This window comes from Variovorax paradoxus, from assembly GCF_030815855.1.
Classification (GTDB): Bacteria; Pseudomonadota; Gammaproteobacteria; order Burkholderiales; family Burkholderiaceae_C; genus Variovorax; species Variovorax paradoxus_M.
The window spans coordinates 767,010-779,122 of the sequence record NZ_JAUSXG010000001.1 but is presented as its reverse complement, the minus strand read 5'-3'; the positions used below and the strand labels follow the sequence as shown (position 1 = coordinate 779,122).

The following is a 12,113-nucleotide window of genomic DNA, read 5'->3' as shown; positions in this document are numbered from 1 at the left end:
ACAATGAACCGATGAGCAGCAGCAAAGAAATCACCTACACCGCGCGCGTCGAATTCGGCGACTGCGACCCGGCCGGCATCGTCTGGTTTCCCAACTTCTTCCGCTGGATCGATGCGGCCTCGCGCCACTTCTTCGCGGAGTGCGGCGTGCCACGCTGGGAAGAAACGGCGCAGACCCTCGGCGTGATCGGCACGCCGCTGGTCGACACGCACACGCGCTTCGTCAAGGCCGCGAGCTACGGCGACACGCTGCACGTGGCGGTACGCATCACCGAGTGGCGCGACAAGAGCTTCGTGCAGACCTACCGCGTCACGCGCGGCGAAGACCTGATTCTCGAGTGCGAGGAAGTGCGCATCTTTGCGGCCAGGCGCGAGGGCGGCGGCATTCGCGCGGTGCCGATTCCGCCCGCGATCCGCGCGCTCTGCGAGCAGCCCCCCGGGTCTTAGAATGGCCCGATGAATTGGCGCACCCTTCTCCCGCTCGCTTTGCTCGTTACCGGCTGCTCGATACCCCCCAATGAGGTGGTGCCATTCCGAGACGGCGTTCTGCGCGCCGTCACCTACACGCAGGCGGCCGACTATTGCAGCGCCAAGGCCCAGACGCCGCGCTGGCTCGGAAAAGCGCCGGCGGAATCGGGCGTTCTGTTCCAGTGCAACTGACCGCCAGCAGACTTCTTTCGGATGCCCTTTCTGCACGGTGCGATAGCCCGCCCAGGGTTGACGTGCCTCATGACGCAGTGCAACAATCGCAAGATCTTCACTTCGGAGCCTCGTGCGTGGACAGTGCCAGTTGGATCAGTGACAAGACGCGTGCCTCGGCAGGCGTGACACATCCGGCCCTCTAGCGCAGGCTCTCTTGCGCTGCGGCCGCCGTGCGCGCAGCGTGACCCGTTCGCCCATCAGGCCAGCGGTTCTCCCCTTCCGAATCCCGCCGTTCTGCGTCACTGACTTTTTCAGTCAGCTTGCGTGCGTCCGTGCGCGGGGCTCCTTCATCGCGAAGGAGCCTTGCCATGCGTCAATTCCAATCTCGTCAGCAGCACCAGCAGCCGGTGCAGGACACCGTTCGCCCGTCGGCGCACGTGCCTGCGCGCGAAGCAACCAACAGGCAGGACCTCGACAACGAGATGCTGGACCGCGCCGCCGCGCTCTGGACCACGCGGCGCATCCGCAGCTTCTTCCTGCTGCTGGAGCACCCCTCCCGCACCACGCACCGCTGAAGCGTCGCACCGCAGCTCGGCACGCACGAAACAAGGAGGCCTTCCATGGACCCCGCTTCTCATCGGCGCCCCTGCGCGCCGCCCATGTTCCTAAAGATCGATAACAACAGTTTGCAGCGCATGGCGCCGCAAGGGGATTCCCACGCCTGATTGACGCGGGAGGTTCTTCCCTTCGCGGCCGGCGCCGTGAAGGAAAAAAGAAATGAAGAACGTCCTGAAGTCCGTGTTCGAGAGCTTCCTGCGCAGCCGCCGCATGCTGCATCACTTCGAGCGCTGGCAGACGATGCTGGGCTCGAAGCCCGTCGGCGTAGCCTCCGCCACCATGCCGCCCGACATCGCGAAGGCGCTGGCCGCTGCATCGCAGGCCGATGCAAGCGAGCTGCTCGCCACGCTCGGCAGCTCGCCGCAGGGCCTGGACGAAGACCAGGCACTGGCGCTGCGCAAGCGCCTCGGCAGCAACGAGGTGCGCCACGAACAGACACTGCCGTGGTGGACGCACCTGTGGCAGTGCTACCGCAATCCGTTCAACCTGCTGCTCACGGTGCTGGCGCTGGTGTCGTACGTCACCGAGGACATGAAGGCCGCGCTCGTGATCGGCAGCATGGTGGGGCTGTCGACGGTGCTGCGCTTTCTGCAGGAGTCGCGCTCCAACATGGCGGCCGAGCGGCTCAAGGCGATGGTGAGCAACACCGCCACGGTGCTGCGGCCCGCGCCCGGCGCGACGAGTGCGCCGCGCGTCGAAGTGCCGATGCGCGACCTGGTGCCGGGCGACGTGATCGCGTTGTCGGCCGGCGACATGATTCCGGCCGACTGCCGCCTGCTGGGCGCCAAGGACCTGTTCATCAGCCAGTCCGCATTGACGGGCGAAGCCATGCCGGTCGAAAAATTTCCCATCGACCGGGGCAGCCGCGAAGCCGGTGTGCTGGAGCGCGAGAACCTTCTGTTCATGGGCACCAGCGTGATCAGCGGAACCGCCACCGCGCTGATCGTGCACACCGGCAGCCGCACTTTTTTCGGTGCGCTCGCCCAGCGCGTGGCCGCCGCCGACCAGGGCACCAGCGCATTCCAGGCCGGCATCAACCGCGTGAGCTGGGTGCTGATCCGCTTCATGCTGGTGATGGCGCCGCTGGTGCTGGTGATCAACGGCGTGACCAAAGGCGACTGGTGGGAAGCGGCGCTGTTCGCGCTGTCGATCGCCGTCGGCCTCACGCCCGAAATGCTGCCGATGATCGTGACCGCCACGCTCGCCAAGGGCGCGGTCGTGATGTCGCGCCAGAAGGTGATCGTGAAGCGGCTCGAAGCCATTCACAACTTTGGCGCGATGGACGTGCTGTGCACCGACAAGACCGGCACGCTGACGCAGGACCGCATCGTGCTGGAGCGCCATACCAACGCCTGGGGCGAAGCCTCGGACCATGTGCTGCAGCTGGCCTACCTGAACAGCTTTCACCAGACGGGTCTCAAGAACCTGCTCGACAAGGCCGTGCTGAACCACGCCGAGATGCGGCTCGAGACACAGCTGCAGACGGCCTGGCGCAAGATCGACGAAGTGCCATTCGACTTCTCGCGCCGCCGCATGTCGGTGGTGGTGGAGAACGGCGGCAGCGAGCACCTGCTGATCTGCAAGGGTGCGCTGGAAGAAATCCTGTCGGTGTGCACCGCCGTCGAACGCGGCGCGGAAGTGCTGTCGCTCGATGGCAATTTGCTGGCGAGCATTCACCGTGTGGCGTCCGAACTGAATGCCCAGGGGCTGCGGGTGGTGGCCGTCGCCAGCCGCGCACTGAGAGCCGATGCCCGCAAGCCTGCCTACGGCGTGGCCGACGAATCAGGGCTCACGCTGCTGGGGTACGTGGCTTTCCTCGATCCGCCGAAGGAATCGACCGCGCCCGCGCTGCGTGCCTTGGCGGACCATGGCGTGGCGGTGAAGGTGCTCACGGGCGACAACGAACTGGTCGCACGCAAGGTTTGCGGCGACGTGGGCATCGAGGCCGGTCATGTGGTGCTCGGCCGCGAGATCGAAGCGCTGGACGACGCGAGATTGCGCACGCTGGTCGAGCAGCACCAGGTGTTCGCCAAGCTCACGCCGGCGCACAAGGAGCGCATCGTGCACGCGCTGCATGCGAACGGGCACGTGGTCGGCTTCATGGGCGACGGCATCAACGATGCGCCGGCGCTGCGTGCGGCGGACATCGGCATTTCGGTGGACGGCGCGGTGGACGTGGCCAAGGAATCGGCGGACATCATCCTGCTCGAGAAGAGCCTGATGGTGCTGGAGCAAGGCGTGATCGAAGGACGCCGCACCTTCGCCAACATGCTCAAGTACATCAAGCTCACGGCGAGCTCGAATTTCGGCAACGTGTTCTCGGTGCTGGTGGCGAGTGCGTTCCTGCCATTCTTGCCGATGCTGCCGCTGCATCTCTTGGTGCAGAACCTGCTCTATGACGTGTCGCAGATCGCGATTCCATTCGACAACGTCGACCCCGAGTTCCTGCGCAAGCCGCAAAGCTGGAACCCCGCCGACCTGGGCCGCTTCATGTTGTTCTTCGGCCCGCTGAGCTCGGTGTTCGACATCCTGACCTACGCCGTGATGTGGTTCGCGTTCTCGGCGAACACGGTCGCGAACCAGACTTTGTTCCAGTCGGGCTGGTTCATCGAAGGGCTTCTCTCGCAAACGCTGATCGTGCATCTGATCCGCACGCGAAAAATCCCGTTCCTGCAGAGCCGCGCCGCATGGCCGCTGCTGGCGATGGGCGCCGCCATTGCCGCGGCCGGTATCTGGCTGCCGATGGGGCGGCTCGCGCATTACTTCAGGCTGCAAGCGCTTCCGCTGGCCTACTTCCCATGGCTGGCCGCAATGCTGGCTGGGTATGCGGCGCTCACGCAGACGGTCAAGGGCTGGTATGCGCGGCAGTATGGGTGGCAGTGATGTTTTGTTCTCTGCGCTGCTGTTCAGGGCGTGTGCACAGGCCACCGGGTACTCCCCTCCGCGAATGTCCCCCGGGCTTCGCCCTCCTCCTTTATTTCGCTGCGGGGAGCACCCGATGCCCTGTGCACTGGGGCACGCTCTGGGTGCACCGCCGATCAACGACCGCTCTGAATAACGCTCCCGCTGGCGGGGTGCCTTGCGCAGCGAAATCAAGGAGGAGGGCGAAGCCCGGGGGACATTCGCGGAGCAAGGCACCCCGTCGGCGGGAGCGCCGCCCTGAACAACGGCACAAAAAAAAGCGGCACCGCCGAAGCGATGCCGCCTTTCCAAAAGAACCCGAGCGTTCTGAACGAACCGCTTAGATGCTCATGATCGAAACAGCCTTGGTGTTCAGGTAAGCCTCGAGCGCCTCGGGGCCGCCTTCCGAACCGTAGCCCGAGTCCTTCACGCCGCCGAACGGCATTTCCGGCGACGGCGCGGCGGGCTGGTTGATCCACAGCATGCCGAGCTCGAGCTTCTGGCTCAGCAGGTGCGCGTTCTTGATCGACTTGGTGAAGGCGTAACCGGCCAGGCCGAACGGCAGGCGGTTGGCTTCTGCGATGGCTTCTTCGAGCGTGTCGAAGCCGCGGATGGCCGCGATGGGACCGAAGGGTTCGTTGTTGAACACGTCGGCATCGAGCGGCACATCGGTCAGCACGGTGGGCGCGAAGAAGTTGCCCGTGTCGCCGATGCGTTCGCCGCCGGCGGCCACGGTCGCGCCCTTCTTGCGCGCATCGTCCAGCACATGGGCCATGGCCGTGAGGCGGCGTGCGTTGGCGAGCGGGCCCAGGGTCGTGCCTTCGGCGAGGCCGTCGCCGAGCTTCAGGCCTTCGGTGTACTTGACCAGCGTGCGGGCGAATTCTTCGCGCAGGCTGTTGTGCACCAGGAAGCGGGTCGGCGAAATGCAGACCTGGCCCGCATTGCGGAACTTGGCGGCGCCGGCGGCCTTCACGGCCAGTGCCACGTCGGCGTCTTCTGCCACGATGACCGGGGCGTGGCCGCCCAGTTCCATCGTCACGCGCTTCATGTGCGAGCCGGCCAGCGCGGCCAGCTGCTTGCCGACCGGGGTGGAGCCCGTGAAGGTCACCTTGCGGATGATCGGGTGCGAGATCAGGTAGTTCGAGATTTCGGCCGGGTTGCCGAACACCAGGCCCACGGTGCCGGGCGGAATGCCGGCATCGACAAAAGCCTGCAGCAGCGCGGCGGGCGAGGCCGGGGTTTCCTCGGGCGCCTTCACCAAAAACGAGCAGCCGGTGGCCAGCGCGGCACCGAGCTTGCGCACGATCTGGTTGATGGGGAAGTTCCACGGCGTGAACGCGGCGACCGGGCCCAGCGGCTCCTTGATCACCAGCTGCTGCGCGGCCAGGTTGCGCGAGGGCACGATGCGGCCGTAGACGCGGCGGCCTTCGTCGGCGAACCATTCGATGATGTCGGCGGCGGCCAGCGTTTCGCCCTTGGCTTCGGCGAGCGGCTTGCCCTGCTCCTGCGTCAGCAGCTTGGCGATTTCGGGGGCGCGTTCGCGGATCAGACCGGCGGCGCGGCGCATGATGGCGGCGCGCTCGTTGGCGGGCGTGTTGCGCCATTTTTCGAAGCCGCGCTGGGCGGCGGCCAGGGCGCGGTCGAGGTCGGCAATGCTGGCGTGCGCCACCTTGCCGATGGCCTTGCCCGTGGCGGGGTTCACGACGTCCAGCGTCTTGCCGCCGGTGGCGTCGACCCATTCGTTGTCGATCAGCAGGCGGGTGTCGGTGTAAGTGGCGGTCATGGCGAACTTTTCCTTCGAGGACTGGATGATGAAAAAAGGGGAAATCTGGGGGGCGCGGTGCGGCACCCGGGAGGTGCGCTTGCGACAACGGCGGCAAATTGCCGCCGGGGGCATAGATTAACCCGAGTTCGCAAACCGCGTCCGCCGCCGGTCACGAAGGCCGCAGGCATGCCTGTGCGCCATGCATGCCGCACATAATCCCCCGCCAAACAAACTCACAAACTCACAAACTCACAGAGGGCCAGAGGGAAATCATGCACGCAGCACTTCGCAACAACCTGTTTTTCATCAAGGAACACGTCGGCATCTTCAAGGCGGCCAACAACTACGACATCTTCGATCCGCAATCCCAGCAGAAGATTCTCGAATGCCGCGAGCCGAACCTCGGCTTCTTCAGCAAGCTGCTGCGCTTCACCGACTACAAGCGTTTCACGCCCTTCGACGTGGTGGTGTCCACGCCCGAAGGCCAGAAGGTGCTGTCCGTCAAGCGCGGCGTGTCCTTCCTCCTGTCGAAGGTACAGGTGCTGGACGGCAATGACCGGGTCGTCGGCTCGTTCAGGCAAAAGCTCTTCTCCATCGGCGGCAAGTTCGACGTGTTCGATGCGCAGGAGCAGGTGGCCTGCACGCTCAAGGGCACCTGGACCAGCTGGGATTTCCGCTTCGTGAAGGGCGGGGCCGAATTCGCCGCCGTCTCCAAGAAATGGGCGGGCCTGGGCAAGGAGCTGTTCACCACCGCCGACAACTACATGCTGTCCATCGACCCGGGCGTGCCGGCCGGTGACAGCCGGCGCCTGCTGATCGTGGCGGCGGTGATGTGCATCGACATGGTGCTCAAGGAGTGAACCTCCGCCGCTCGCGGGACGGTCGTGACGGCTACAGCACCAGCAGTGCGCGAAAGTCGTTGACGTTGGTGTTCGTCGGCCCCGTCACGAACAGGTCGCCGATGGCGTCGAAGTAGCCGTAGGCGTCGTTGCGGTCGAGATGGTTCGACAGCTTCTTCCCGGCGGCGGTGGCGCGCGCCAGCGTGTCGGGCGTCACGAAGGCTCCGGCGTTGTCTTCCACGCCGTCGATGCCGTCGGTGTCGGCGGCCAGCGCCCAGACCTGCGGCTGGCCCATCAGCGCACCGGCCAGCCCCATGCACAGTTCGCCGGCCCGGCCGCCGCGGCCCTTGGCCTGGCCGGGCTGGCGCGGGCGGATCGTGACCGTGGTTTCACCGCCCGACAGAATGACGCAGGGCCGCGCGAACGGCTGGCCGCGCTGCGCCACGGCGCGCGCCAGCGCGGCATGTACCTTGCCGACCTCGCGCGATTCGCCTTCGATTTCGTCGCTGAGGATGTGCGCTTCGATACCTGCCGCGCGCGCCGCACCGGCCGCCGCTTCGAGCGACTGCTGCGGCGTGGCGATCATGTGGACCTCATGGCCCGCGAACACCGCATCGCCCGGCTTGGGGGTTTCGAGTTCGCCGCTTTCGAGCTGCGCACGCACGGGGCCCGGCACCTCGATGCCGTAGCGGTCGAGAATGGCCAGCGCCTCGGCGCAGGTGGTCGCATCGGGCACGGTCGGGCCGCTCGCGATCACGGCTGCGTCGTCGCCCGGGACGTCGCTGATGGTGAGCGTCACCACGCGCGCCGGCGCGCAGGCTGCCGCAAGACGGCCGCCCTTGATGCGCGAGAGATGCTTGCGCACGCAGTTCATCTCGCCGATGTGGGCGCCGCTGTCGAGCAGTTGCTTGTTGATGCGCTGCTTGTCGGCCAGCGTGAGGCCTTCGGCCGGCAGCACCAGCAGCGAGGAGCCGCCGCCCGAGATCAGGCACAGCACGAGGTCGTCGGCCGTGAGCCCCTGCGTGAGCGCGAGGATGCGCTCGGCCGCCTGCTGCCCGGCCGCATCGGGCACGGGATGCGCGGCCTCGACGAGTTCGATGCGCTGCGGCACGCCTTCGGGACGGGGCGGAATGTGGTCGTAGCGCGTGACGACCAGGCCCGAGAGCGGCGCGTTGGCCGGCCACAGGGCTTCGAGCGCCTGCACCATCGAGCCGCCGGCCTTGCCGGCGCCGAGCACCAGCGTGCGGCCCTTCGGCGGCTTCGGCAGGTGGGCGCCCAGGGTGGACAGCGGCAGCGCGCGGTCCACCGCCACGCGGTACAGATGTTCGAGAAAAGCGCGCGGTGCTTCGCGCGGATCGGGCGCGGGCCCGATGGACGAGGTCGATGCGGTCATGGCTTGCGTTGTCTCCATCCGGCGATTGTGCGGCGAACGGCGGCCCGCTCTCTTGACCGCGGTCTATCTCGGCGTCTAGTTCGTCTTGGCCCCGGCCTGGAACCACCGGCCGATCAGCGCCCGTTCTTCGTCGGTGATGCCGGTCGCGTTGTTCATCGGCATGATCTTCGTCACGACGACCTGCTGGTAGATGGCCTGTGCATGCGCCGCCACCTGGTCGGGCGTATCGACGCGCACGTTCTTCATCTGCGTGGCCGCGCCATGGCACATGAAGCAGCGCTGCTCGAGCACCTTCTGCACATCCTTGAAAGCCACGGCGGGTGCCGCGGCCGAAGCGGCCGGCGCGGCCGCCGGCTCCGGCTTCATCCACACGATGGTGAGCCCCAGCACCACGATGCCGATCAGCGCATAAGGCAGCGGGTTGCCCGCGTTGCCGAGCTTGAAGCGGTGCCGCACCACGAAGAACTGCCGAATGGCCGCGCCGCCGAGCATGATCAGCAGCAGCACCACCCAGTTGTACTTGTGCGTGTAGGTGAAGCTGTAGTGGTTGCTCAGCATCGCGAACAGCACCGGCAGCGTGAAATACGTGTTGTGCACGCTGCGCTGCTTGCCGCGCTGGCCGTGCACCGGGTCGACCGGGCGCCCTTCGCGCAGCGCCTGCACGTTCTTGCGCTGGCCCGGAATGATCCAGAAGAACACGTTGCCGCTCATCGTGGTGGCCATCATCGCCCCCACGAGCAAGAAGGCCGCACGGCCCGCGAACCACTGGCAGGCCAGCCAGGTCGCGAAGACGATGAAGACCGCGATCAGCACGCCGACGATGGTGTCGCCGTTCTTGCGGCGGCCGAAGACCTGGCAGATGCCGTCGTACACCATCCAGAACACGACGAAGAAGGCCAGCGCCACGCCGATGGCGGCACCGGGCTGCCAGTCCATCTTCGACTTGTCGATCAGGTAGGTGCTGGCGTTCCAAAGGTACGACATGGTGAAGAGCGCAAAGCCCGTGAGCCACGTGCTGTAGCTCTCCCAGTACGACCAATGCAGGTGGTCCGGCAGCTTCCTGGGCGCCAGCGCGTACTTCTGCATGTTGTAGAAGCCGCCGCCGTGCACGGCCCACTGCTCGCCGCCCACGCCCTTGTCGAGCGACTCGGGGTCCTGCGGCTTCTCGAGGCTGTTGTCCAGCATCACGAAGTAGAAGGAGGCGCCGATCCAGGCGATGGCGGTGATGACATGGACCCAGCGCAGCAGCAGGTTGGCCCAGTCGAGGTAGTAGCTTTCCATCGGAGTGCTCTCTCTAGCCCTTGCGACGCGCAGGCGCGCCATCGAGGGGTTTCAGCCTGCTCACCACTGCGGGCGCTGTAAGCAGAGAAAGTGCCGCGAACGCAGGCTCCACGCAATGGGCCTCGCTCCGCTGCGGCTTGTTGTGGACTGAAAGTGTATACAGTTTTGGCAATTGGCGGATCTTTTTTGTTCAGCCCAGAGACTGCAACAACTGTGCCGCCACGGCGACCGCGATCACCTCGGGCTCCTTGCCCGTGATACCGGGCACGCCGATCGGGCAGGTGATGCGCGCCAGTTCGTCGGGCGCGAAGCCCCGGGCCTCGAGCCGGTGGCTGAAGGTGGCCCATTTGGTCTTGCTGCCGATCAGGCCGATGTAGGGCAGGTCATCGTGGGTGCGCAGGCGCTTGAGGCAGGCGATGACGATGTCCAGGTCTTCGGCATGGCTGAAGCTCATGATCAGCACGCGGCTGCCCGGTGCGAGCGCGGCCACGGCGTCCTGCACGGGCTCTGAGTGTTCGGTGTCGATCTGCGCGGGCAGCGCCTCGGGAAACACGCCGTCGCGGCTATCGATCCAGCGCACGGTGAACGGCAGGCTGGCCAGCAGCCGCGCGAGCGCTGCGCCCACGTGTCCGCCGCCGAACAGCGCCACGGGCTTGAGCTGCGCGACCAGTTCACGCTGCAGCGCCGGCGCATCGGCGGCCGTGATGCGGCGGTACGAGAGAAACACCACGCCACCACAGCACTGGCCCAGGCTCGGACCGAGCGGGTAGCGCTGGATGTCGTCGATGGCGCGCTGGCTGGCGAGCAGCTCACGCGCCTCCTGCGTCGCCTGGAACTCGAGCTGGCCGCCGCCGATGGTGCCCGTGAGCCCTTCGGCCCACACCGCCATCCAGGTGCCGGCCTCGCGCGGCGCCGAGCCTTGCGTCGATTCGACGCGCACCAGCACCGCCTCTTCGCGCGCAAGACGGGCCAGCAGTTGATCGACCATGCCGTTCATTTCCGACACCTTCGGTTGCGGGGTTGCACGAGACTCACGGTATAAACCCAAGGATGAACCGTCAGCTTACGCCGCGCCGCCTTGCACTGGCGGCATCCGCTCTTTGTTCCGCACTCTGGCTCGCCGGCTGCGGAAGCCCCGGGGCCGTTCCCGGCCAGTTGAGCGAAGCCACGGCCGAGCGCGGTGCACTCGGCGCCCTGCCGCGCACATCGAATGCGGCCAATGCGCGCGACTACCGCCGCGACGCGGCGCGCCATGTCTACGACGCCAACCGGTCGCGCATCTACGGCGGCCAGCTGCCGCCGATGCTCTATGCGGTCGGCACCCTGCAGGTCAACCTCGATGCCGGCGGCAAGGTCGTGTCGATGCACTGGATGCGCGCGCCCAAGCATGCGCCCGAGGTCATCGCCGAGATCGAGCGCATGGTGCTGAAGGCCGCGCCCTTCCCTGCCGCCACGCGCCTCGGCGCGGTCACCTGGACCGACACCTGGCTGTGGGACAAGAGCGGGCGTTTCCAGCTCGACACGCTCACCGAAGGCCAGCAACAAGGCGACTGACCTCAGGACCCGCGGTAGGTGGAGTAGCTCCACGGGCTCACGAGCAGCGGCACGTGGTAGTGCTGGTCGGTGTGCGCCACGCCGAAGTCCAGCGACACCTTGTTCAGGAAGTTGGGCTCGGGCAGCGTCACGCCGCGCGCCTTGAAATAACCCGCCACGTCGAACACCAGCCGGTAGGTGCCGACCTTGAGCGAGTGGTTGTCGTAGAGCGGCCCATCGCTGCGGCCGTCCGAATTCAGCGTGAAGCGCTTCACCAGCGTCGCGGCGTCGCCCTGCGTGGTGTACAGCGCCACCTCCATGCCGGCCGCCGGGCCGCCGTGCATCGTGTCCAGTACGTGAGTGCTCAGGCCCATGGGGCGCTCCTTCAATGATGGAACCGAGGGTTCGAATGGGGCGGGAAATTCCGGTGGACAAAAGTGTATACAGTTACCGGCTTTGGGTCTATCATGAAAAACATGGAGTCCTCCACCACCCGTTCGATCGTCGACGCGCTGACCAAGGCCATCGTCGAGCACCGGCTGCAGCCCGGCACCAAGCTGGCCGAGCAGAAGCTGGCCGACCATTTCGGCGTATCGCGCACGCTGGTGCGCCAGGCACTGTTCCAGCTCTCGCAGAACAAGCTCATTCGGCTCGAGCCCGCGCGCGGCGCCTTCGTGGCGGCCCCGGCCGTCGACGAGGCGCGCCAGGTGTTCGCGGTGCGCCGCATGCTCGAGGCCGAAATGACGCGCGAGTTCGTGCGCACGGTCACGCCCGCGAAGATCAAGGCGCTCAAGGAACACGTGGCACTCGAAAAGTCCGCCGTGTCGGGCGAGGACATCTCGGGCCGCACCGAGCTGCTCGGCGACTTCCATGTGCGCATGGCCGAGCTCATGGGCAACCAGGTGCTGGCGCAGATTCTCGGCGAGCTCATCTCGCGCTGCGCGCTCATCACGCTGATGTACCAGAGCACCAGCGCGGCCGAGCACTCCAACGACGAGCATGCCGACATTGTGAAGGCGCTGGCTGCCCGCGACGAAGAACGGGCCGTGCGCCTCATGACCGAACACCTGGAGCACGTCGAGGCCAACCTCACGTTCGACCGCAAGGTTCCCACCAACGACATCTCGCTTGCACTGTCTTGA

The 12,113-nt window shown here is 66.4% G+C and carries 12 protein-coding genes; 7 read left to right on the top strand and 5 right to left on the bottom strand.

Annotation, left to right across the window (positions count from 1 at the left end):
- Nucleotides 1-11: 11 nt before the first annotated feature.
- From QFZ42_RS03740 to mgtA, 4 genes are all read left to right on the top strand, one after another.
- On the top strand, nucleotides 12-446 hold the full coding sequence (locus QFZ42_RS03740) for an acyl-CoA thioesterase (RefSeq protein ID WP_307699661.1): 435 nt from the start codon (nucleotides 12-14) through the stop codon (nucleotides 444-446).
- Nucleotides 447-524: 78 nt separating this feature from the next.
- Nucleotides 525-659, top strand: coding sequence for a hypothetical protein (locus QFZ42_RS03735; RefSeq protein ID WP_307699660.1), 135 nt, complete (start codon nucleotides 525-527; stop codon nucleotides 657-659).
- 350 nt (nucleotides 660-1,009) lie between these two features.
- Complete coding sequence (locus tag QFZ42_RS03730) at nucleotides 1,010-1,216, top strand: hypothetical protein (RefSeq protein ID WP_307699659.1); 207 nt, start codon at nucleotides 1,010-1,012, stop codon at nucleotides 1,214-1,216.
- 202 nt (nucleotides 1,217-1,418) lie between these two features.
- Nucleotides 1,419-4,142 carry a magnesium-translocating P-type ATPase gene (gene mgtA, locus QFZ42_RS03725; RefSeq protein ID WP_307699658.1) on the top strand — a complete coding sequence of 908 codons (2,724 nt, stop codon included), beginning with the start codon at nucleotides 1,419-1,421 and terminating at the stop codon, nucleotides 4,140-4,142.
- A gap of 358 nt (nucleotides 4,143-4,500) precedes the next feature.
- Here mgtA and QFZ42_RS03720 read toward each other — a convergent pair whose 3' ends face one another.
- Nucleotides 4,501-5,943, bottom strand: a complete 1,443-nt coding sequence (locus QFZ42_RS03720; RefSeq protein WP_307699657.1) for an NAD-dependent succinate-semialdehyde dehydrogenase — start codon at nucleotides 5,941-5,943, stop codon at nucleotides 4,501-4,503.
- A 254-nt stretch (nucleotides 5,944-6,197) separates the two neighbouring features.
- On the opposite strand from QFZ42_RS03720, the gene QFZ42_RS03715 reads away from it, so the two are divergent.
- Nucleotides 6,198-6,785, top strand: coding sequence for a phospholipid scramblase-related protein (locus tag QFZ42_RS03715; RefSeq protein ID WP_307699656.1), 588 nt, complete (start codon nucleotides 6,198-6,200; stop codon nucleotides 6,783-6,785).
- A 31-nt stretch (nucleotides 6,786-6,816) separates the two neighbouring features.
- On the opposite strand, the gene QFZ42_RS03710 is transcribed toward QFZ42_RS03715, so the two are convergent.
- The 3 genes from QFZ42_RS03710 to xdhC form a co-directional block, all read right to left on the bottom strand.
- Nucleotides 6,817-8,157: a glycerate kinase type-2 family protein gene (locus QFZ42_RS03710; RefSeq protein ID WP_307699655.1), complete on the bottom strand. Its 1,341-nt coding sequence runs from the start codon at nucleotides 8,155-8,157 to the stop codon at nucleotides 6,817-6,819.
- Between the two features lie 75 nt (nucleotides 8,158-8,232).
- Complete coding sequence (locus tag QFZ42_RS03705; RefSeq protein WP_307699654.1) at nucleotides 8,233-9,438, bottom strand: urate hydroxylase PuuD; 1,206 nt, start codon at nucleotides 9,436-9,438, stop codon at nucleotides 8,233-8,235.
- Nucleotides 9,439-9,628: 190 nt separating this feature from the next.
- The gene (gene xdhC / locus QFZ42_RS03700) at nucleotides 9,629-10,435 is read right to left on the bottom strand and encodes a xanthine dehydrogenase accessory protein XdhC (RefSeq protein ID WP_307699653.1); all 807 of its coding nucleotides are present in this window, start codon (nucleotides 10,433-10,435) and stop codon (nucleotides 9,629-9,631) included.
- A gap of 53 nt (nucleotides 10,436-10,488) precedes the next feature.
- On the opposite strand from xdhC, the gene QFZ42_RS03695 reads away from it, so the two are divergent.
- Nucleotides 10,489-10,992, top strand: coding sequence for a hypothetical protein (locus QFZ42_RS03695; RefSeq protein ID WP_307699652.1), 504 nt, complete (start codon nucleotides 10,489-10,491; stop codon nucleotides 10,990-10,992).
- A 2-nt stretch (nucleotides 10,993-10,994) separates the two neighbouring features.
- Here QFZ42_RS03695 and uraH read toward each other — a convergent pair whose 3' ends face one another.
- Nucleotides 10,995-11,345, bottom strand: coding sequence for a hydroxyisourate hydrolase (gene uraH / locus QFZ42_RS03690; RefSeq protein ID WP_307699651.1), 351 nt, complete (start codon nucleotides 11,343-11,345; stop codon nucleotides 10,995-10,997).
- 102 nt (nucleotides 11,346-11,447) lie between these two features.
- Between uraH and QFZ42_RS03685 the strand changes: the two genes are divergently transcribed.
- Entirely contained in the window at nucleotides 11,448-12,113 is a 666-nt protein-coding gene (locus QFZ42_RS03685; RefSeq protein WP_225612662.1) for a GntR family transcriptional regulator, read from the top strand.